This window comes from Paractinoplanes toevensis (assembly GCF_018332695.1).
Taxonomy (GTDB): Bacteria; Actinomycetota; Actinomycetes; order Mycobacteriales; family Micromonosporaceae; genus Actinoplanes; species Actinoplanes toevensis.
The window spans coordinates 1-20,120 of record NZ_BOQN01000128.1; the positions used below are offsets into that span (position 1 = coordinate 1).

17 protein-coding genes and 1 pseudogene are annotated in these 20,120 nt (G+C 70.9%); 8 read left to right on the forward strand and 10 right to left on the reverse strand.

Annotation, left to right across the window (positions count from 1 at the left end; translation table 11 throughout):
- Positions 1-198: 198 nt before the first annotated feature.
- Positions 199-1,764: a CocE/NonD family hydrolase gene (locus Ato02nite_RS42650; protein ID WP_213012422.1), complete on the reverse strand. Its 1,566-nt coding sequence runs from the start codon at positions 1,762-1,764 to the stop codon at positions 199-201.
- Between the two features lie 191 nt (positions 1,765-1,955).
- Between Ato02nite_RS42650 and Ato02nite_RS42655 the strand changes: the two genes are divergently transcribed.
- The 5 genes and pseudogenes from Ato02nite_RS42655 (at position 1,956) to Ato02nite_RS42675 (ending at position 7,662) form a co-directional block, all read left to right on the forward strand.
- The gene (locus Ato02nite_RS42655) at positions 1,956-2,582 is read left to right on the forward strand and encodes a TetR/AcrR family transcriptional regulator (RefSeq protein WP_246608051.1); all 627 of its coding nucleotides are present in this window, start codon (positions 1,956-1,958) and stop codon (positions 2,580-2,582) included.
- Positions 2,583-2,890: 308 nt separating this feature from the next.
- Positions 2,891-3,947, forward strand: a pseudogene (locus Ato02nite_RS42660) (S1 RNA-binding domain-containing protein); the annotation flags it as partial.
- Positions 3,948-3,970: 23 nt separating this feature from the next.
- Positions 3,971-4,672, forward strand: coding sequence for a 3-keto-5-aminohexanoate cleavage protein (locus Ato02nite_RS42665; RefSeq protein ID WP_213012424.1), 702 nt, complete (start codon positions 3,971-3,973; stop codon positions 4,670-4,672).
- A gap of 135 nt (positions 4,673-4,807) precedes the next feature.
- Positions 4,808-6,436: a methyl-accepting chemotaxis protein gene (locus tag Ato02nite_RS42670; protein ID WP_246608052.1), complete on the forward strand. Its 1,629-nt coding sequence runs from the start codon at positions 4,808-4,810 to the stop codon at positions 6,434-6,436.
- 95 nt (positions 6,437-6,531) lie between these two features.
- On the forward strand, positions 6,532-7,662 hold the full coding sequence (locus Ato02nite_RS42675; RefSeq protein WP_213012425.1) for an ankyrin repeat domain-containing protein: 1,131 nt from the start codon (positions 6,532-6,534) through the stop codon (positions 7,660-7,662).
- A gap of 54 nt (positions 7,663-7,716) precedes the next feature.
- Here Ato02nite_RS42675 and Ato02nite_RS42680 read toward each other — a convergent pair whose 3' ends face one another.
- The 6 genes from Ato02nite_RS42680 to Ato02nite_RS42700 all read right to left on the reverse strand — a co-directional run bounded on the left by Ato02nite_RS42680 (position 7,717) and on the right by Ato02nite_RS42700 (position 11,627).
- Positions 7,717-9,711 (reverse strand): maltotransferase domain-containing protein, encoded by a 1,995-nt coding sequence (locus Ato02nite_RS42680; RefSeq protein ID WP_246608053.1) that lies wholly within the window; start codon positions 9,709-9,711, stop codon positions 7,717-7,719.
- Between the two features lie 16 nt (positions 9,712-9,727).
- Positions 9,728-9,982 carry a three-helix bundle dimerization domain-containing protein gene (locus Ato02nite_RS42685; protein ID WP_213012426.1) on the reverse strand — a complete coding sequence of 85 codons (255 nt, stop codon included), beginning with the start codon at positions 9,980-9,982 and terminating at the stop codon, positions 9,728-9,730.
- Positions 9,983-10,071: 89 nt separating this feature from the next.
- On the reverse strand, positions 10,072-10,242 hold the full coding sequence (locus Ato02nite_RS42690; protein ID WP_213012427.1) for a hypothetical protein: 171 nt from the start codon (positions 10,240-10,242) through the stop codon (positions 10,072-10,074).
- Positions 10,242-10,364 (reverse strand): hypothetical protein, encoded by a 123-nt coding sequence (locus Ato02nite_RS52745; protein WP_281419896.1) that lies wholly within the window; start codon positions 10,362-10,364, stop codon positions 10,242-10,244. The genes Ato02nite_RS42690 and Ato02nite_RS52745 overlap by 1 nt, the downstream gene beginning before the upstream one ends.
- Positions 10,365-10,487: 123 nt before the next feature.
- Positions 10,488-10,682, reverse strand: a complete 195-nt coding sequence (locus tag Ato02nite_RS42695; protein WP_213012428.1) for a hypothetical protein — start codon at positions 10,680-10,682, stop codon at positions 10,488-10,490.
- Positions 10,683-10,760: 78 nt separating this feature from the next.
- Positions 10,761-11,627: an NUDIX hydrolase gene (locus tag Ato02nite_RS42700; RefSeq protein WP_213012429.1), complete on the reverse strand. Its 867-nt coding sequence runs from the start codon at positions 11,625-11,627 to the stop codon at positions 10,761-10,763.
- Positions 11,628-11,799: 172 nt separating this feature from the next.
- Here Ato02nite_RS42700 and Ato02nite_RS42705 point away from each other — a divergent pair, with 172 nt between their 5' ends.
- Entirely contained in the window at positions 11,800-12,201 is a 402-nt protein-coding gene (locus Ato02nite_RS42705; RefSeq protein ID WP_213012430.1) for a PPOX class F420-dependent oxidoreductase, read from the forward strand.
- A gap of 61 nt (positions 12,202-12,262) precedes the next feature.
- Positions 12,263-13,879 (forward strand): alpha-amylase family glycosyl hydrolase, encoded by a 1,617-nt coding sequence (locus tag Ato02nite_RS42710; RefSeq protein ID WP_213012431.1) that lies wholly within the window; start codon positions 12,263-12,265, stop codon positions 13,877-13,879.
- Here Ato02nite_RS42710 and Ato02nite_RS42715 read toward each other — a convergent pair.
- Positions 13,806-15,599 carry a SpoIIE family protein phosphatase gene (locus Ato02nite_RS42715; RefSeq protein ID WP_246608054.1) on the reverse strand — a complete coding sequence of 598 codons (1,794 nt, stop codon included), beginning with the start codon at positions 15,597-15,599 and terminating at the stop codon, positions 13,806-13,808. The genes Ato02nite_RS42710 and Ato02nite_RS42715 overlap by 74 nt on opposite strands.
- A 101-nt stretch (positions 15,600-15,700) precedes the next feature.
- Entirely contained in the window at positions 15,701-16,015 is a 315-nt protein-coding gene (locus Ato02nite_RS42720) for a type II toxin-antitoxin system PemK/MazF family toxin (protein ID WP_213012433.1), read from the reverse strand.
- A 198-nt stretch (positions 16,016-16,213) separates the two neighbouring features.
- Here Ato02nite_RS42720 and gnd point away from each other — a divergent pair, with 198 nt between their 5' ends.
- Positions 16,214-17,650 carry an NADP-dependent phosphogluconate dehydrogenase gene (gnd, locus tag Ato02nite_RS42725; protein WP_213012434.1) on the forward strand — a complete coding sequence of 479 codons (1,437 nt, stop codon included), beginning with the start codon at positions 16,214-16,216 and terminating at the stop codon, positions 17,648-17,650.
- 106 nt (positions 17,651-17,756) lie between these two features.
- Here gnd and Ato02nite_RS42730 read toward each other — a convergent pair whose 3' ends face one another.
- Complete coding sequence (locus Ato02nite_RS42730) at positions 17,757-20,084, reverse strand: putative bifunctional diguanylate cyclase/phosphodiesterase (protein WP_213012435.1); 2,328 nt, start codon at positions 20,082-20,084, stop codon at positions 17,757-17,759.
- Between the last annotated feature and the right edge of the window lie 36 nt (positions 20,085-20,120).

Here is a 20,120-nt window from a genome sequence, read left to right on the forward strand (position 1 = left end):
CAGCGCGGCCCGCCACTGGTAGAACTCGTGCGTGCCGTGGCTGGCCTCGCCGATCAGCACGACCCGGGCGTTCTCCGCCCGGTCGAGCAGGATGTCCAGGTCGCCCGGGTCGCGCAGGGGCCGCGCGATCGCCGCCACCTCGTCGCCGTACCGGTGCATACCGCCCGAGTACCCAGGCAGCCGGGCGGTATACGTCAGTTATTTCACCGGTAGATCCAGATATGACCCGCCGGTGATCGTGGTGGTGCCGGCACTGTTGGCGTCGTAGTAGAGCGGATCCACCGTGTCGACGACCAGGGTCAGCGAGTGCCCGGCCGGCAGGTCGTAGTTGACGGCGGACAGTGACAGGTCGATCGAGCGGCTACCCGCCGTGGCCGTCTGCCACGTCACCGGAGCGTGAGTCAGCAGGGCGGCGTTGCCGATGCCGTCCAGGTCGTAGAGGTAGGACACCAGGGAGCCGGTGGCGGCGGTGCCGGTGAGGTTCAGGTGCACCCGGGGGATGCCGCGGACCTTCAGCGCCGTGGACGGGCGCTCGGCCGCCCAGACGCCGGCCCGGTTGCGGTCGACGAACGGCAGCCAGACCGACGGGCGCTGCCCGGTGAACGCGGAGACGCCGTTGGTCAGCAGCACCACGCCGCCGTTGGCGACCGTGTCGTAGTCGTTGGGCAGGCTCTTCGACCAGCCGGTGCTGGGGCTGCCACCGAGCAGGCCGGTGCCGTCGTACCAGCGGATCGCGCCCAGCCCGTACCGCTTGGTGCTGGTGGTCTGCGCGTTCCAGGCGCTCCAGGTCTCGGCGGCGGCGTTGTCCGGCTTCAGGTACACCTGGCCGGGCCTGGTGCCGCCCGAATCGCCCTTGAGGTAACGGTCGAACCACCCCGTAGTGCTCGCCCACACATCGTTGGGCAGGCCGATGATGCCGGTCAGCTCGGCGATCGCGTGGTCACCGGGCCGCAGCTCGAGGCGCTTGGGAGTGGTGAGCCGGCCGTAGAAGTCGGCGAGCTGGTTCGGCGGGAAGAACGTGTCGCCCCACGCGTTCGCGATCAGCACGGCCGGCGCGTTCGCGTTGATCCGGTCCAGGTAGGTGGCCGGCGAGCGGACCTTGGCCCACTCCATCACCGCCGGCACGTTCCGGTTCGCCATGAAGTCGCCGAGCATGGTGGTCAGCTCGGGGCTCGGCCGGCCGACCAGCTGCGCGGCCAGGCTGAGCAGGCCGGACGACTGCAGGTGCCGGGTCTGGTCGCTGTAGAGCGAGTAGACCAGGTCGGTCCAGCCGCTGAGCATCGCGACCGCCCGGATCCGCTTGTCGAACGCCGCGCCGAGCAGGCTGATCCCGGCGCCGTAGGACACTCCGGCCGCGCCGAGGCGGGCCGGGTCGGCCGGGGTGTTGGCGATCGTCCAGTCGAGCACCCGGGACAGGTCGGCCATGTCCTTCGGCCCGGCGGTGTCGATCGCACCGCCGCTGGCCCACCAGCCGCGCGGCGTGTACGAGACCACCACGTACCCGTCGGCGGCCATGCTCTTGGCCTGCGCGAGGTATTCGACGTCGTTGAGGCCCCAGCTGGACGGGAAGACGACCGCCGGGTAACTGCCGGCGGCGGCCGGGGCGACCACGTTGGCCTTCAGGGTCACGCCGTCGCCGGGGATGTCGACGAACTTCGTGGTGGTGGCCGCGGCGGCGGCCGGGCCGGGAGCGACCCCGATCAGGAGGGTCCCGGCCAGCACCGATATCACGGCGGCGAACAGGGTTGAGCGGCGTGGCACCATGCGCACTCCTCGGCGGGACGGACGGGCGCGACAACACCTGGGTGGCTGGTGCCGCCGCGCCCGGAGGCGAGAGTGGAGCGGTGCCGGAGCGCTCCGGTGCCGGGAGCGTAGGAGTGAGTACCGAGAATTTGAACTTCATGACATTATCGTTACTTGCCAGTAACGTTGGTCACTTTACTGGCGAGTAACCCGTGTTCAACTGGGGGTGCAGCATGCTCTACGGCGCTCAGCCGGCGCGCCGCCGGGACGCCCAACGCAACCGCACCGCCATCCTGCAGGCCGCCTGCGAGCTGATGGCCAGCCCGCAGGCCACCGTCGGGATGCCGGAGATCGCCCGGCGCGCCGGGATCGGCCAGGCCACTCTCTACCGGCACTTCCCCGACCGGATGGCGCTGGCCACCGCGGTCATCGGCTACCTGCTCGACGGCCTGGAGCGATGCGTGGCGGCCGGCCTCGAACAGCCCGCCACGTTCCGCACCGCCCTCAGCGAGATCCTCCGCGCCCAGGTCACCATGCGGCCCCTGGTCCAGCTCGCCCGCCGGCTCGACGCGGCCACCCGGGGGCGGTTTCTGCGCCGCCTGATCGGGGTTCTGGCCGAGCCGCTCAAGCGCGCTCAGGACAACGGTTACGTAAGAGCCGATCTGGTACCTGACGACCTGGTGCTGTTGTTCGGTATGGTCGAGGGCGTCGTCGAGGGAGCAACCAACCACGCCGAAGCTGTGGCCGCTGCCGGCCGCTCCATCGACCTGGCTCTCGACGGCGTGTTCCGGCCGGTTTCGTCGCCTTCCGAGGCGCCCATGGGGATTGGTAAGCTCTGATGTTCGACGAACAGGTGGGATAGTCGATGAGCTCGCCCGATGCCATGGTGCCCGAAACCGAGGCGCCAGAGTCCGTTCTACCCGAGACTGCTCCGTCTCCCGAGATCTCTGCCGCACCACCGGAGCATGCTTCACCCGATACCGAGCTCTCCGCTCCCGAGCCTGCTTCGCCGGAGGCCGCCGTGCCTTTGTCCGAGGCTGACGCCGTCGCGCCTACGTCCGAGGCTGACGCGCCTACCTCCGGGGCCGATGGACCGGAGCCCGACACGGCCGAGCCGGCCGCGCCGGACCCGGCCGCGATCGCCCGCGAGGAGTTGTGGGCGTCGATCGAGAAGATCAAGGAGGAGGACGGGACCGTGCGTGGCCCCGTCACCGAGGCGGTCAAGGGCGGCCTGATCCTCGACATCGGGGTGCGGGGCTTCCTGCCCGCGTCGCTCGTCGAGATGCGCCGCGTCCGCGACCTGCGTCCCTATGTGGGCCGTGAGCTCGAAGCCAAGATTCTCGAACTGGACCGCACCCGCAACAACGTGGTCCTGTCCCGTCGCGCCTGGCTCGAGCAGCACCGCACCGAAGCCCGCAGCGGCCTGTTCGAACGGCTCGCCAAGGGCCAGGTCCGCAAGGGCGTCGTCTCGTCCATCGTCAACTTCGGTGCGTTCGTCGACCTCGGCGGCGTCGACGGTCTCGTGCACGTCTCCGAGTTGTCGTGGCGGCACGTCGACCACCCGTCCGAGGTGGTGCGGGTCGGCCAGGAGGTCGAGGTCGAGGTTCTCGAGGTCAGCTCCGAGCGCAAGCGGGTCTCCCTGTCGCTCAAGGCGACCCAGGAGGACCCGTGGCGGCACTTCGCCCGCACGCACCAGATCGGCCAGATCGTGCCCGGCCGGATCACCAAGCTGGTCCCGTTCGGCGCGTTCGTCCAGGTCGACGACGGCATCGAGGGTCTGGTGCACATCTCGGAACTGGCCGGCGGCCACATCGAGTCCCCCGAGCAGGTCGTCCAGACCGGCGACGAGGTCTTCGCCAAGGTCATCGACATCGATCTGGAGCGGCGCCGCATCTCGCTGTCGCTGCGCCAGGCCGCCGAGGCCTACCAGGAGGGCGACGAGAACTTCGACCCCACCCTGTACGGCATGGCCGCGACGTACGACAACGACGGCAACTACATCTACCCCGAGGGCTTCGACTCGGGCACCGGTGAGTGGCTCGAAGGGTTCGACGAGCAGCGCGACGCCTGGGAACAGCAGTACTCCCAGGCCCGCGAACGCTGGGAGGCGCACGGCCGGCAGGTCCTGGCCAACCGCGAGGCCGGCAGCGTCTAGTCCGGCGGCGTCCAGTTCGGCGCACCACACGGCCGTCCCCGGCAACAGGGGCGGCCGTGGCACATTTGGCGGGTGATTCGACGGATCAAAGCCTGCCTCAACGGCGGCCGCCCGTTCCCCGCCTCCCCCGCTGACCTGGCCGCCGAGGCCGCGGCCGCGGTGCAGGCCGGCGCCGAGGCGGTCCACGTGCACCCGCGCGACCCGGCCGGCGCGGAATCCCTCGCCCCCGCCGACATCGGGGCCGCGGTGGCCGCGATCCGGGCGGCCTGCCCCGGCATCCGGGTAGGGGTCTCCACCGGCCTGTGGATGACCGGCGGCGACGCACACCGCCGGGCGGCGCTGATCGCCTCCTGGCGCGAGATGCCCGACTTCGCGTCGGTCAACGTGGGCGAGGAGGGCTTCGCCGAGCTGGTACGCCTGCTGGCCTCCAAGGGCGTCGGCGTCGAGGCCGGTGTCTGGCGCCCGGAGGAGGCCGACGCCGTCCGCAGGCTACCGCTGGAGCGGGTGCTGATCGAGGTGCTCGACACCCCGGCTTCCCGGGCGGTCGAGGCGGCCGACGCGATCCTGGCCCGGCTGGACACGGCCGGCTACCACGGCGAGCGTCTGCTGCACGGCGAGGAGGAGGCCTGCTGGCCGCTGATCAGCCACGCCGGCCGGCTCGGCCTGCCCACCCGGGTCGGTCTCGAGGACACCCTCGCACTTCCGGACGGCACACCGGCGACCGGTAACGCCGCGCTCGTCGAGCACGCCCTGCGCCGCTGGGCGGCGGCTTAGCCGGTGAGCAGCACTGCGGTGACGCCCCGTATCTCTTCGATCGGACGGGGCGAAATCGGGTGAACGTCTCAGCGACCGCGCTTTTCCGTCGAACGGGAGAGGGAGGCATCACCGCGACGGAAACAGGAGCACCACATGGACGGGCCAGCCACCACATCCCGGACCGGGAATCGCCTCAACAACATGCGGGTCGGCACCAAGATCGTCTTGGCCGTGGCCGTCGTTGCCGTGGTCGCCCTGGTCACCGCCGGGGTCGCCTGGCAGCGGCTGGGATCGCTGGACGACCGGGTCCAAGGCCTCAAGGCCGACAACATCACCCGGCTCGACGCGCTGGTCAGCCTGCAGAACGGCATGTCGGACATGTACCGGGCGCTCTTCCTCTTCCAGGGAGCCCAGTCCGCCGCCGAGAAGACCCAGTACAAGGAAGCCACCAAGGCCGGACAGGCCGCGGTGGACACGGCCGGCGATCAGTACGTGTCCGCGCCCGATCCCTCGACCACCTGGCAGACCCAGACCAAGGCGTTCGGTGCGGCCTGGGCACAGTACAAGGCGCTGGTCAACCTCCTGCTCTTCCAGGAGGCTCCGCCGGCCGGGATCACCCTGCCGACGACGCTGGCCGATCAGTACACACTGTGGGGCAACTCCGAGACCACGATGAACACCGCCGTCGACGAGCTGATGAAACTGGAGCGCGCGCAGGCGACGGAGGACAGCACCCAGGCCCACAATGACGCCACCGGCGCCCAGGCGTTGATCCTCATCCTGGTGCTGGCCGGAGTCGTACTGTCCGTCGCGCTCGCGTTGCTGATCGGCCGCAGCATCTCCCGGCGCCTGGCCGGCGTCCGCGACGTGCTCGACGCCGTCGCCGACGGCGATCTGACCGGTCACGCGGCCGCCAGCGGCGGCGACGAGGTCGGCATGATGGCCGTCGCGGTGAACCGGGCCACGACCTCGATCCGGCAGACCGTCTCCACACTCACGGATTCGTCCCGCGTGCTCGCCGACTCGTCGCGTCAGCTCTCCGCGTCCGCGGAAGCCATCGCCGCCAACGCCCACGACACCTCGACCCAGACCGGGCTGCTCGCCGCCGCGTCCGAGGACGTCTCCCGCAGCGTGCAGACGGTGGCGGCCGGCACCGAGGAGATGGGATCGGCGATCCGGGAGATCTCCCAGTCGGCCAACGACGCGGCCGGCGTCGCCGCGAAGGCGGTGTCCGAGGCCGCGACGACCAACGCCACGGTGGCCAAGCTCGGTGAGTCCTCGGCAGAGATCGGCAACGTCATCAAGGTCATCACCTCGATCGCCGAACAGACCAACCTGCTCGCCCTGAACGCCACCATCGAGGCGGCCCGGGCCGGCGAGGCCGGCAAGGGCTTCGCGGTGGTCGCCGGCGAGGTCAAGGAACTGGCTCAGGAGACCGCGAAGGCCACCGGCGACATCTCCCAGCGGGTGGAGGCGATCCAGTCCGACACCGAGGGCGCGGTAGCCGCCATCGAACGGATCTCGATGATCATCGCGCAGATCAACGACTACCAGATGACCATCGCTTCGGCCGTCGAGGAGCAGACTGCCACCACCCAGGAGATGAGCCGGTCCATCGGCGAGGCCTCCACCGGCTCCACCAGCATCTCCGACAACATCGCCAGTGTCGCCGACGCCGCCCGCACCACCACCACGACAGTCGCCGACACCCAGCACTCCGCCCAGCAGCTGGCCGCGATGTCCGCCGAGCTGGAGGCCGTCGTCTCCCGATTCCGGGTATAGCGAGCGCGTTGCGGCTTACCCATACGATGGGCGGCTCCGGTCACAGAGCTGAATGGAGCGTGCGGGGCGCTGCCAGTCCGCGGGCGGGGGTTGCGATGTCCGATCGTCATTCGAGCTACCGGCCGGTCTCCCGCCTCTGGGGGATCGGGCTGGGTGCCTACGCCTCGATGGCCGACACCCTGCTGGTCGACCTGCGCCGGAACGAGCCGGGCGCGCTGCAACGGTTACGGGCGTACGTGCCCCGGCACGCCACCGCCACCTCGGCGAGTAGCGCCGAGCTCCGGGACGCACGGCTGGTCATCGCGCGCGAGCTTGGTTTCCCGACCTGGGATGAGCTTGTGTCGTCGGCCGAGAAGTCCCGGCGTGACCTCGACGAACGGCGCGAGAGGTGGCGGAGCCTGCACCGCGAGGCCGAAGCCGTGCTGGCCGGCGACACCGATCGGCTGGCCGGTCTGAGCGCCGAACAGGCCGACACCCTGCTCCACATGCTCGCGGGCCCGGAGTCGATCCCCGGCGTCCGGTTCGACGAGGAACTCGGGGTGCCGCGCGCCGCAGTGGATGTCCTGCTGAGCAAGGCCACCGACCTGGACCTCCCACTGATCTGGGCGGCCCGCTCCAATCGGGTCGAGTATGCGCGCCTGCTGCTCGGCGCCGGTGCTGACCCCGGCACCCGGGCATGGGGCGCTACCGCGCTGGAGAACGCCGTCCACCACGGCCACACCGGAGTCGTCGACCTGCTCGACGAGCACGGGATCGTCCCGCGGGCGCTCTGGACGTACGCTGCCTGCGGCCGGCTGGATCTTGTGCAAGCCTGCTTCGACGCGGACGGCAGGCTACGGCCGGACGCCGTGGCGGTACGTCCCAATCCCGCCGACGCCGGCCTTCCACCCCGGCTGCCGGCGACCGATGATCCGCAGGAAATCGTGGCGGAGGCGTTCGTCCACGCCTGCCAGCACGGCCGGATCGAGGTCGTGCGCTGGTTCCTGGACCGCGGCGTCCACCCCGACGCCGCACCCTATTACGGGCGGACCGGCCTGCACTGGGCGATCCCGCCCGGTCATCTCGAGGTGATCCGCCTGCTCCTGGAGCACGGCGCCGACCCGTCCATCCGTGACGATCTCCTGCACGCCGACGCCGATGGCTGGCTGCACATATTCTTCGCCGCTCGCCCGCACGATCCCGCGACTGAGCGACTCCACGACCTGATCGCCGGTCGATCGCGCTGAGTTGCCACCGCAGGTCCGCGCCGGCGACGGCGACGCGCGACGGTCGCTCCGGGCTCAGCGCGGGCTGGTGACGCCTTCCAGCCGCACGTGGACGATGTGCACCGGTTCGGTGTCCGGGCCGAGCCGGACGAAGTTGTGTTCCGCCCAGGTCCAGTGCTGACCGGTGATCAGATCGTGGGCCACGAAACGGTCGGAGGGGCCCAGGCCCAGCTCCGGCATCCGCAGGTGGATCCAGGTGTCCCGGGTGTGATCCGGTTCGAGGTTGGCGACCACGATGATGACGTCGTCGCGGTCGTGCAACCGGCGGGCTTTGGAGAAGACCAGCACGTGGCCGTCGTCGGCGTGGTGGAAACGCAGGTTGCGCAGCCGGTGCAGGGCCGGGTGGGCGCGCCGGATCTGGTTGAGTGCGGTGAGGTAGGGCGCGAGGCTGGTCCCGGCGGTCTGCTCCGCCCATCGCCGGTCCTTGTACTCGTACTTCTCGTTGTCGATCTGTTCCTCGGCGCCGGGCCGGGCGATGCGTTCCATCAGTTCGTAGCCGGCGTAGATGCCGTAACTGGGCGCCAGGGTCGCGGCCAGTGCGGCCCGCGTCTTCCACGCCGCCGGGCCACCGCGCTGCAGGAAGGGCGTCAGTATGTCGTGGGTGGTCGGCCAGAAGTTGGGCCGCATGTAGGCGGCGGCCGGGCCGGCGAGTTCGGCGCAATACTGCTCGAGCTCGTCCTTGGTGTGACGCCAGGTGTAGTAAGTGTAGGACTGCTGGAAACCCACCTTGGCGAGGGTGTGCATCATCGGCGGGCGGGTGAACGCCTCGGCGAGCCAGATGACGCCGGGATGCTCGGTGGCGACGTCGGCGATCAGCCGTTCCCACAGCCAGAGCGGCTTGGTGTGCGGGTTGTCCACCCGGAAGGCACTGATTCCGTGGTCGAGCCAGACCTGCACGATCCGGCGGATCTCGGCGTAGAGGCCCTCCGGGTCGTTGTCGAAGTTCAGCGGGTAGATGTCCTGGTACTTCTTCGGCGGGTTCTCCGCGTACGCGATGCAGCCGTCGGCTCGGGTCGTGAACCACTCCGGATGAGCGGCGATCCAGGGGTGGTCGGGCGCGCAGTTGAGCGCGAGGTCGAGGGCCACCTCGAGGCCGAGCTCGCGCGCGCGGCCGACAAACGCGTCGAAATCGTCGAACGACCCCAGGTCGGGATGGATCGCGTCATGGCCCCCGGCGAGCGACCCGATCGCGTACGGGGATCCGGGGTCGCCCGGTTCGGCACGCAGGGCGTTGTTGCGGCCTTTGCGGTTGACCTGGCCGATCGGGTGGATCGGGGTCAGGTAGACCACGTCGAAGCCCATGGCGGCTACCGCGTCGAGCCGGCCGGCCGCGGTCGCGAGGGTGCCGCTGCGCCAGCGGCCGAGGGCGTCGACGTGGGCGCCTTCGGAACGCGGGAACAGCTCGTACCAGGCTCCGTAGAGGGCCCGTTCCCGCTCGACCAGCAATGGGAACTCCGGCGACGGTGTCACGTACTCGCGGAGCGGCCGGTCCGCGAGTTCGGCGCGCACCTCGGCGGACACGCCGCCACTGAGCCTCGCCTCCGGCGGTTGTGCGGTGTCACGCAGACCGGCGATGGCGGTCGTCAAGACCGTGGCCTGCTCCGCGGTGCGGGGCACCTCGGCGACGGCCTGTTCGAGAAGGCGTGCGCCCTCCTCGAGCATCAGCTCGACATCGACACCGGCGCCGACCTTGATGACGGCGTCGCGGTGCCACGTGCCGTGCGGGTCGGACCAGCCCTCGACTCGGTAGGACCAGCGGCCGGGCCGGTCGGCGCTGACCGAAGCCGACCAGGCGTCGAGCCCGGCGTCGACGAGGCTCATCCGGGTGCGGTGTTCGTGGCCGTCCGGGCCGGTGAGCACGACCGCGGCGGCCACCGCCTCGTGGCCCTCGCGGAACACCGTCGCGGTGATCTCGAACTCCTCACCGGTGACCGACTTCGCCGGCCGCTCGCCGCGCTCGACGACCGGCCCGACATCGGTGACCGCGATACGCCCGATCGGCCGGCTCACCACGCGGCGTGCCCGCTCAGGCCGGATCGTCGCTGCGGACGTGGACCGTCTCGCCGCTGCGGCGCAGATCCTCGGTGACCTGTTTCTCGGTCATGGCCACCAGGTGGGAGTCGACCGCCGCCTCGTCCTTGAGCCGCTCGTAGGTGCCGTGGACCCGCTCCTCGAGCTCGGACTGGTCCACGTCGGGGAAGCGCTGGCCAAGTGTCTCGGCCTGGCGTCGCAGGGCGGTCTCCGGGTCGACGAGACCACCGGCGTTCGCGGGCTCGGTCATCGCACACCTCACTTGTCGTCGGACAGCGTCGCTCAATCTCATGCCCCGTGGGGCCACCGGCGACGCGGCCGTTCGGCCAATGTTCACCTTCAGAGGTAGACCGCCGCGGCTACTCCCCCGGCGATGGTGACCACCGCGCCGCCGGTCAGCAGGGCCATGCAGAGCCGGTTGTGGCTTCGGCCGGAGGCGGTGGGCTGGTCGAGTACGGCGAGCGTGGCACCCCAAGCGACCGCGACGGCGCCGAGCAGATATCCGATCATCACGTCGAGCGCACGCTGTTGCCCACGGCCGGAATCCATCGACCGGTGCGGGCCGCCGACACCAGCAGGTTGTTCCAGCCGGCGACGACCGCGGCCGCACCGATCAGGTCGAGTTGCGTCATCAGGCTCCTCCGTTCGTCGTCCGGATGAGCCTGCGACGCGGCGGTGGCCGGCAGTTGACCGCCCGGCGACCAGAACATGATGACTGCCGATCCGGCGGCGCCCGGCTGAGCCGATTGCGGGTCTCAGCCGGGCCCACCGCCGGAGACGACGGTGGCGGCCGCGTAGATCAGCACGACCGCAACGGTGGCCGCGCTGATGCCCAGCAGTCCGGTGGACAGTCGCCGGTTGAGCTGTTTGTTCACGGCTACCGGCCGGTCGAGGACGCAGAAGGTGGCGCCGGCGAAGGCGGCCAGGGCGAAAACCAAAATGATCAGCATGGTGGCGCCTCACTGAGGGCGAAGGTGTCGGGACAACGAAGATCGGCGGCTGCTGATCGGCCTTGTCGGGCCGGGCGCTCAGCCCTTGATCGAGTAGTAGTCCGCGCCGATCAGCCGGGCGCGGTGGAAGAACAGCGCCCAAACGCTTCCCTTCCGGGGACGGACGGGCAGCACCGCGACCGCGTCCTGGCCGGCGAGTGCGGTCAGCACGTCGCGGACCACCCATCCGGGTGCGGCGACCACCGTGGTGCCCGCGTCGGCGGCGAGGTCGCGGATCAGGTGCGGATCGTCCGTGGGCCGGTGACGTCCGCACGCCTCGCGAAGGTTCTGCCCGTACGCGACGGGCAGCCGCAACCGCGTGGCCAAGGGCGCGAGAGTGGCACGACGCCGGTCGTCGGCGCACAGCAGCCGACTGGGGCCGAAGCCGGGTAGCAGGCGGCGTAGCGCCTGGGCCTGCCGCTGTCCCGGACCGTCGAGCGCGGGAGTCGCGGCACCTCGGCGGCCGGTAGTGCCGGCGTGGCGAACCAGCAGCACCACGGCGTCGACGGTGGTGGCGCCGGCCAGCGCGTCGAGGACGGCGATGTCGCGCCGGTGGGTCAGCCGGGCTCGCGCCTCGGGCACCGGCAACCAGATCGCCTCGTCGACCTCGGTCGTGGGGGTGAAGTCGCCGTCCTGCCCGGACATGGCCCAGAAACGCACGACCTTGTCGCCGGCGGCTGACCGGTACCGCTGCGTGGGCAGCCGGGGTCCCAGCACGGGATGGATGCCGGTTTCCTCGCGGACCTCCCGGCGGGCGGTATCGAGCGGGTGCTCGCCGCGGATCGCCTTGCCCTTGGGCAGTGACCAGTCGCGGTGCCGCGGCCGGTGCACCACGGCCACCTCGGTCGTGCCGTTGGCGTGCCGCCAGACCGCCCCGCCGGCGGCTTGGACAATTGTTCCGCCCACCGCGTCACCTCAGGATGAGACTCGTGGAACCGCCGCCGACCCTGGCTGCGGCCCTACTGCCGACGGTGTGGCGGCCGGACCACGAACATGCGACGGGCTTGTTAACGCCAGCCGATGTTTTAACGAACGTTAAGGTTGGTGGCATTGAGGGCGGGCGGCGTACGTTTGCCGGATGATGACCTTGCCCGAGGGCCTGCTGGCCCTGCTGCGCCGGCCGAGCCCCTGCTTCGTCGCCACCGTTGACCCGGACGGTTCGCCGCAGTTGACCGAGACCTGGGTCGGCACGGACGGCGAGCACATTGTGATCAACACGGTGGAGGGCTTTCGGAAGGTTCGCAACGTCGAGCGGGACCCGCGTGTCTCGGTCATCGTGACCGATCCGGACGACGTGACCGACTACTACTCCGTGAAGGGTCGCGTCATCGATGTGACCCCGAAGAACGGTGCCGAGCACATCGACGAGCTGGCGCACAAGTACCTCGGCCGGCCCTACCCGTGGTTCGGCGGCCGCGATCAGGTGCGGCTCATCATGACCATCGCCGCCGAGAAGATCGTGCACGCGCCGCGCGGCTGACCGCGCCGGACGGCGGCCGGGGACGGGCCGCCGATCGTGCGTCCCGGTTAGCATGGCCCGCGTGGCTGGTGACTGGTTTGCCGATGCGGTGATGTACGAGATCTACCCGCAGTCGTTCGCCGACTCGAACGGGGACGGCGTCGGGGATCTCCGAGGGGTCATCGACCGGCTGGACCACATCGCCTCGCTCGGGGTCAACGTCATCTGGTTCAATCCCTGCTTCGCGTCGCCGTTCGTGGACGCGGGGTACGACGTGTCGGACTATCTGGCCATCGCGCCGCGGTACGGCAGCAACGACGACATGGTGGAGCTGGTCGAGAAGGCCGGTGCGCGCGGCATCCGGGTCATGCTCGATCTGGTCGCGGGGCACACCTCGATCGAGCACCCCTGGTTCCAGCAGGAGCTCGCGGCGGACGGGCCGAGCCCGGCGGGCGACCGGTACATCTGGTGCGAAGAGCTGCCGGAGGGCGGGTGGACCCGGGACACGCCGGGCGTGCCGGCCTGGGTGGCGTCGCCGGGGCCGCGCCGAGGCTACTACCTCAAGAACTTCTACGACGAGCAGCCGGCGCTCAACTTCGGGTGGGTGGCCCGGCCCGGTCGCGACGAGCCGTGGCGGGATGCCATCGACGCGCCGGGGCCGCTGCGCAACCGGCAGGCGCTCATCGACATCATCGGGTTCTGGCTGGCCAAGGGGGTGGCCGGATTTCGGGTGGACATGGCGTTCTCGCTGGTCAAGGACGAGTTGTGGGACGACGGGATCCGCGCCACCGTACAGATCTGGCGGGAGATCCGGGATTGGCTCGACGTCGCGTACCCGGAAGCGGTTCTGATCCCGGAGGGCAGCGAGCCGCGCACCGGCGGGGCGCTCGCGTTCGACGCGGATTTCTTTCTGGTCATCAAGGACGCGCACGCGAGCCTGTTCGACAATCACGCCGCCGGGATCCTGCCGTTCCAGCCGCCCCGGGAACCGTTCTTCGACGAGGCGGGCAAGGGCAGCACCCGGCCGTTCCTGGAGGCGTGGGACGCGGCCCGGGCGGCCGATCCGGCGCGGCCGATCGTGCTCGCCACCGCCGATCACGACTACGACCGGCTGCGGGTGGGCTCGCGCACCGAGGAGCAGCTGCGGGCGGCGCTGATGTTCCTGTTCACCTGGGGCAACGTGCCGAGCCTGTACTACGGGGACGAGATCGGCATGCGCTACCTGCCGGACATGCCCGACGTGGAGGGTGCGATCTGCAATCCGTTGTACAACCGGGCCGGCTGCCGCACGCCGATGCAGTGGGACGACGGGCCGAACGCCGGCTTCTCCACGGCCGAACCGGAGAAGCTCTACCTGCCGATCGATCCGGATCCGCGGCGGCCGACGGTGGCCGCTCAGGAGAACGATCCGGATTCGACCCTCAACTTCGTCCGTGAGCTGATCCGGGTGCGGCCGCCGACACGGGGCACGACCCAGGTGATCAACGAGGCCTATCCCCTGGCGTACATCCGGAACGGGTCTTATCTGGTGATTTTGAATCCTCGGCGGGAGCCGGCCACGGTCAGCGCGCCCGGGCCGGCGACGCCGATCCTGGCGAGCGGCATCGACCAGGCCGGTGGGACGATCACCGTGGCCGGGTTTGGCTACGGGCTCCTGAGGCTTGCAGGTGATGCCGCAGGTCCCGGGTCTGGCCGGTGACCGGGCGGGCGGCCAGGATGCACGTGTCGTCGTCGGGGTTGGCCTGACGCAGCCGGGCCAGCAACTGGGCCAGCGGCTGCTGGGGCGAGGCCCGCACCGCCTCGTCGACCGTGCGGATCACCTGGCCGAGGCCGTCGTCGGGGCCGCGGTGCCGATTTTCCACCAGGCCGTCGGTGTAGAGCAGCAGCACGTCACCGATCCGGAACGGCATCCGCGACGTGGGATAGACGGCGTCGTCGACCACGCCCAGGATCGGGCCGGGCGGCCGTTCGAGCGGCATGGTGCGCCCGCCCCGGCTCAGCAGCGGTGGCGGGTGACCGGCCTGCGCCCAGGTGATCTCGCCGGCCGCCGGGTCGTAGCGGGCGACCACGGCGGTGGCCGAGAGTTCCGGGTTGTCGCGTTCCAGTTCGCAGGTCAGCCGGTTGAGGTGGCCGAGCAGCACGCCGGGGTCGCTGGTGGTCACCGCGAGGGCGCGCAGCGCGTGCCGCAGCTGAGCCATCGTGGTGGCGGCCGGAGTGCCGTGCCCGGCGACGTCGCCGACGGCGAGCAGCACCGAGCCGTCACGCAGGCGGGTCGCTTGATACCAGTCGCCGCCGACGAAGCTCTCCTGGCCGGCCGGCAGGTAGCGCAGGGCCACCTTGAGGCCGGGCAGCTCGATCGGTTCCTCGGGCAGCGGCAGCATGATCCGCTGGAGGTGACCGGCCAGCATGGGCGGCCGGTCGGCCCGGACCGATGCCCGGGCGGAGGCCTGGTCGGTGACGTCCTGCACGATCGCGTAGACGCGCAGCGGGCGGCCGGCCGCGTCGCGGACCGCCTCGGCCACGGTGCGCAGGTGTTTCACCCGGTGGCCGAGGCGCACCCGGACGGTGACGTCCACCTGGGACTCGTTGTCGTACGCGTCGAGGGCGGCCCGGATCATGGTGGTGTCGCCGGGCTCCATGAGCGCGTCGGTCTCGGCGGCGCTGAGCGGGCCGAGGCGCGGGTCGCGTTCGTAGATCTTGTACATCTGCTCGGACCAGAAGATGTCGCCGCTGGTGAGGTCCCACTCGCCCCAGCCGAGGCCGGCGAAGCGGTCGGCGCCGTCCTGCTTGGACCAGCTGAGCAGCAGGCCGTGCCCGAGCCGGTGGGCGCGGACCGTGTAGTGGCCGTCGCCGTAGCGGAACGGGCCGACCGCGGCGGGGCAGCCGGAGTCGAGGACGTCCTGGTAGACGTCCCAGCCGTTGGGGAACTGGTCGCTGGCCCGCTGCCCGATCAGCTGCCGGCCGCGGCGGCCGTCGGGGGTGGTGGCGCCGGGGCTGGCGGCCTGCCAGATCAGGTCGATGATGCGGCCGGACCGGTCACGCTCGGCGGTCAGGTAACCACACATGCCGGGGCTGGTGTCGAGCACTCGCTGCACCAGCGACACCCACGGAGCGTAACGGCGGACCGGCTCGGGCCGGACCGGCAGCGGGCCGGTCAGGGCGGCGGCGACCATCTGCGGCACGGACACCGGCGACTCGGGCATGGCGTAGCCGACGTCCAGGACCCGGATCACGCCGGCGGCCACTTCGGCGATGTCCCGGTGCTGCTCAACGGCCATGCGCTCCAGGTGGTGGTGTGCCTCGGCGAGCCGGCAGCGGGACCGGCCGGCGAGCAGCCCCACGGCGCGCTCGATGAGAGCGTCGGCCGGCGTGCTCACCACCTGACCCACCACGCGTACCTCCCGACCGTCCGTGAACACCGGCCTCATTGGTACGTCAGTGAAGGTGGGGTCGTCATCGGCCGTTCATCCGGGCTGCATCGACCTGCGGCCCTACTGATCGGATTTTCACCCGACCGGGGTCAGATCTCGAAGAACTCGCGCAGCGCGTCGGTGAGGCGGACCATGCTGGCTCCGGTGACCATGCCGAGCCGCTCGGCGCCGATCTCGGCGGGCAGCCGCCGCATCCGGTTGACCACGACCACGCCGGTGATCGGGTCCTGTTCGCTCAGCGGCACCGCGTACGGCGGGAGTTCGGTGGCACCGCGCTGCCGTACGATCGGCGCGCAGAAGGGTGCGGCGTTCTTCCGCTCGTTGTAGGTGTCCGCGGAGAGCACCAGCACGCGGTAACGCAGGTCGGTGCGGTTGCCGATGGTCCAGATCTCGCCGCGCCGCATCTCAGCGCACCGCGGAGGGCGTACGGAACGCGGCAGGCGATGACATGCGCACGAGGGTACAGCCGCACGGATCTTCTGCGGCGCGCAGGCCGCGGCGCGCCGGGAACGCCTTTCCGGAGGTCGGGATCGAACCAAGATCGGCCCTGTCCCGTAGGTAAGAATGAGGGCGTTGCTGGCAACAAGGGAAGGACGTCAATGATGTCGGAGAAGGCACAGATCGGGGTCACCGGTCTGGCGGTGATGGGGCGCAACCTGGCGCGCAACTTCGCCCGGCACGGCCACACCGTGGCCCTGCACAACCGCTCGTACGGCCGCACCAAGGAGCTCGTGGAGGAATTCGGCCACGAGGGGAAGTTCATCCCGTCCGAGAGCGCCGCGGACTTCGTGGCCAGCCTGGAACGCCCTCGCCGGGTTGTGATCATGGTCAAGGCCGGTGGTCCGACCGACGCGGTGATCGACGAGTTCGCGCCGCTGCTGGAACCGGGCGACATGCTGATCGACGCGGGCAACGCGCACTACCTGGACACCCGGCGGCGGGAGGCGGCGCTGAAGGCCAAGGGCCTGCACTTCGTGGGCGCCGGCGTCTCGGGTGGCGAGGAGGGCGCGCTGCACGGTCCGAGCATCATGCCGGGTGGCCCGAAGGAGTCCTACGACGCGCTGGGCCCGCTGCTGGAGGACATCGCGGCGAAGGTGGACGGGGAGCCGTGCTGCGTGCACGTCGGCCCGGACGGCGCCGGCCACTTCGTGAAGATGGTGCACAACGGCATCGAGTACGCCGACATGCAGCTCATCGCGGAGGCGTACGACCTGCTCCGCCAGGTGGGCGGCCACGAGCCGGCCGAGATCGCGGAGATCTTCCAGGGGTGGAACGAGGGCCGGTTGGGCTCCTACCTGATCGAGATCACCGCCGAGGTGCTCAAGCAGGTCGACGCGGAGACCGGCAAGCCGTTCGTGGACATCGTGGTCGACCAGGCCGAGCAGAAGGGCACCGGTCGCTGGACCGTACAGGCGGCTCTGGATCTCGGTGTTCCGGTCAGCGGCATCGCCGAGTCGGTGTTCGCCCGCGCCCTGTCGGGTGGCGCGGACGTGCGCAAGGCGGCGGCCGACGCGGCCCTGCCCGGCCCGGTCCCGGCGAAGAACTACGCCGGCGACCTGCAGGCCGACGTCGAGCAGGCGCTGTTCGCCTCCAAGATCGTGGCGTACGCGCAGGGCTTCCAGCAGATCCAGGCGGCCAGCAAGGAGTACGGCTGGGACATCGACCCGGGCGCGATGGCGAAGATCTGGCGGGCCGGCTGCATCATCCGGGCAAAGTTCCTCGACTTCATCAAGCAGGCGTACGACAAGCGGCCCGAGCTGGCGACGCTGCTGGTCGACGACTACTTCCTGGACGCCGTGAGCGGCGCACAGGACGCGTGGCGGCGGGTCGCCGCGGCGGCCGCGCAGCAGGGCATCCCGGCGCCGGGCTTCGCGTCGGCGCTGGCCTACTACGACGGCCTGCGGGCCAAGCGCCTGCCGGCCGCCCTGATCCAGGGCCAGCGGGACTTCTTCGGCGCGCACACGTACCACCGCGTCGACAAGGACGGCTCGTTCCACACCCTGTGGGCGACCGACGACCGCAAGGAAGTGGACGCCTAGTACTTGGCCGCGACGGGGTGGCGACCGCCGTCGATGAGGTGGCAGGTGGTTTTTCGACGTCCGCGGGGTTTGCGGGCGGCGGAAAACCGCCTGCCACCTCATCGGCCTAAAGGGCGGTCGCCCCGCGGAGCGGAGCGGAGCCGGTTGGCTCAGGGGCCATCAGGGCGCCGGCCTCGTCCGGGGGCAGCGGCTTCGCCATGAAGAAGCCCTGGCCCAGCCGGTAACCCATGTCGCGCAGGCGGTCCAGCTGGGCCTCGCTCTCGATGCCCTCGGCCACCGCCGACAGCTGGAGATACTCGGCGAGCTGGGCCACCGCCGCGGCCACCGCGAGGCGGCCGCGGTCCTCGCCGTCGGCGATGCCGTCGACGAACGACTTGTCCAGTTTCAGGACGTCGACCGGGAAGGCCCGCAGCAGCGAGAGCGACGACTGCCCGGTGCCGAAGTCGTCCAGCGCGAGCCGGATTCCCATCTCGTGCAGCGCCTGCAGGGTCTCGCGCACCTGCCGGCCGTCGGCCACCGAAGACTCGGTGATCTCGATGACCAGGTTCCCCGGCAGCAGCCCGTGCTCGGACAGCACGGCCGCGACCTCGTCGACGAAGCCGGGCTCGCGCAGCTGCCGGACCGCCACGTTGACGTTGATCGCCTTGATCGCCCCGGGGCCGTAAACCGCCGTCCACGCGGCCAGCTGGCGGCAGGCCTCGCGCAGCACCCAGATGCCGAGCGGCACGATCAGTCCGGAGCGCTCGGCGACCGGGATGAAGTCGCCCGGCGAGACGAACCCGCGGGTCGGGTGCTTCCAGCGGACCAGCGCCTCGGCGCCGTGCAGGCGGCCGGTGACGATGTCGAAGACCGGTTGGTACAGCAGATACAGCTCGTTGCGGATGATCGCGTTGTGCAGTTCGCTGCCGAGCCGGGCGTGGTTGACGACCTCCTGGCGCATCCGCGGCTCGAACCGCACCCAGTTGGCCTTGCCGCCCTCCTTGGCCGCGTACATGGCGATGTCGGCGTTGCGCAGCACCTCGTCGGCGCTGTCGCCCGGCCCGGCCAGCGCCACGCCGATGCTGGCGTGCGCGAGCAGCCGCTCCTCACCGACCCGGAACGGCTCGGCCAGGGCCTGCTGGATGCGGGCGGCCGCGTCCTCGGCCACCGCGACGTCGTCGGCGTCGATCAGGACCGCGAACTCGTCGCCGCCGAGGCGGGCCGGCAGCTCCCGCACCGCGCTCGAGTTCCGCAGCCGCTGAGCGACCTGGTAGAGCAGTTGGTCGCCGAGGGCCGGGCCCATCGTGTCGTTGATCGTCTTGAAGTCGTCGATGTCGATCAGCAGCACGGTGACCGGGCGGTGCCCGCCGAGCCGCTCGGCCAGGGCGGCGCCGAACCGGGTGCGGTTGGCCAGCCCGGTCAGCGGGTCGGTCATCGCCAGGCGTTCCAGCTGGACCTGCTGGGTGCGGATGCCGTCCAGCAGCCGCTTGTTCTCGCGCAGGCCGAGCAGCTGGCGGGCCACCACGCAGACCACGATCAGCACGGCCCCGATGATCACGGCCCGTTCCCGGCCGTCCATCTGCCGGGCCGACACCGTGATGACCAGGCCGGCCGTGGTGACGACGGCGAACAGCGGGAGCATGTCCCAGAGCGAGCGGTGCCGGCGCGCGGTGTCGGCGGGCGGGTGGGCCATCACGTGCCGCTGCCGCCACGCGGCCGCGGTGAAGGCCAGGGCGACCAGCGGGCCGGTGAGCACCGACTGGACCAGGCGCGGCCCGTCCGAGCCGGCGATCAGCAGCACCGCGGTGGTGACGCCGACGATCGGGGCGACCGCGATCAGCCGCAGCGCGAGCGAGTCGACCGGGGCGTTCGGGACCACCGCGGCCTTGCCGATGATCACCAGGGCGAGCAGGCCGAGCACGCCCACCGCGCCGGCCGCGGCCCGGGTGTCCAGGTCGGTGCCGGTGGGGGCGAAGCTGAGCACCACGTACCAGAAGATCAGCGTGCCGGCCACCGCGACGGTGACGCAGTCGAGCAGCGTGCGGGTCCAGCCGAGCGCGGTCGAGTCGCCGAGCGGCAGCCGGAACATGGCGACCAGGACCCAGATGATGCCGAGCACGTTGGGTGCGGCGGCGACCAGGGACAGGCCGGCGTTGTTGTTGGCGAGCGCGAGCGAGACGCACGAGCCGATCAGCAGCAGCACCGCGGAGTGCGACAGGGCCCGCCAGAAGGCCCGCACCGGGCGGGACACCCGGATGCTGGAGCCGATCCGCCAGCAACTGAAGACGGCCGCGACCAGGGCGATCGGGCCACCGAAGTAGCCCAGCAGAACGCTGTCCCCGGTGTGCAGCAGGAGCCACAAGCACACCGCGGCCGTGGCCGCGCCCGCGACCAGCAGCGGGACGAGCCCGGCTGCGGCGCGGGACCGGCCTGCGGTCACCACGGGTTGTGTCATGAGCTCCCCTGGCTCCCGAGACGGTATGGCTGTGCG

What these genes read in the sequence shown, in the direction of transcription:
- Ato02nite_RS42690 (WP_213012427.1), bottom strand. Translation starts at nt 10,242, where the DNA reads ATGATCGGATATCTGCTCGGCGCCGTCGCGGTCGCTTGGGGTGCCACG.
- Ato02nite_RS42705 (WP_213012430.1), top strand. Translation starts at nt 11,800, where the DNA reads ATGATGACCTTGCCCGAGGGCCTGCTGGCCCTGCTGCGCCGGCCGAGC.
- Ato02nite_RS42675 (WP_213012425.1), top strand. Translation starts at nt 6,532, where the DNA reads ATGTCCGATCGTCATTCGAGCTACCGGCCGGTCTCCCGCCTCTGGGGG.
- Ato02nite_RS42650 (WP_213012422.1), bottom strand. Translation starts at nt 1,764, where the DNA reads ATGGTGCCACGCCGCTCAACCCTGTTCGCCGCCGTGATATCGGTGCTG.
- gnd (WP_213012434.1), top strand. Translation starts at nt 16,214, where the DNA reads ATGTCGGAGAAGGCACAGATCGGGGTCACCGGTCTGGCGGTGATGGGG.
- Ato02nite_RS52745 (WP_281419896.1), bottom strand. Translation starts at nt 10,364, where the DNA reads ATGACGCAACTCGACCTGATCGGTGCGGCCGCGGTCGTCGCCGGCTGG.
- Ato02nite_RS42730 (WP_213012435.1), bottom strand. Translation starts at nt 20,084, where the DNA reads ATGACACAACCCGTGGTGACCGCAGGCCGGTCCCGCGCCGCAGCCGGG.
- Ato02nite_RS42720 (WP_213012433.1), bottom strand. Translation starts at nt 16,015, where the DNA reads ATGCGGCGCGGCGAGATCTGGACCATCGGCAACCGCACCGACCTGCGT.
- Ato02nite_RS42670 (WP_246608052.1), top strand. Translation starts at nt 4,808, where the DNA reads ATGGACGGGCCAGCCACCACATCCCGGACCGGGAATCGCCTCAACAAC.
- Ato02nite_RS42685 (WP_213012426.1), bottom strand. Translation starts at nt 9,982, where the DNA reads ATGACCGAGCCCGCGAACGCCGGTGGTCTCGTCGACCCGGAGACCGCC.
- Ato02nite_RS42695 (WP_213012428.1), bottom strand. Translation starts at nt 10,682, where the DNA reads ATGCTGATCATTTTGGTTTTCGCCCTGGCCGCCTTCGCCGGCGCCACC.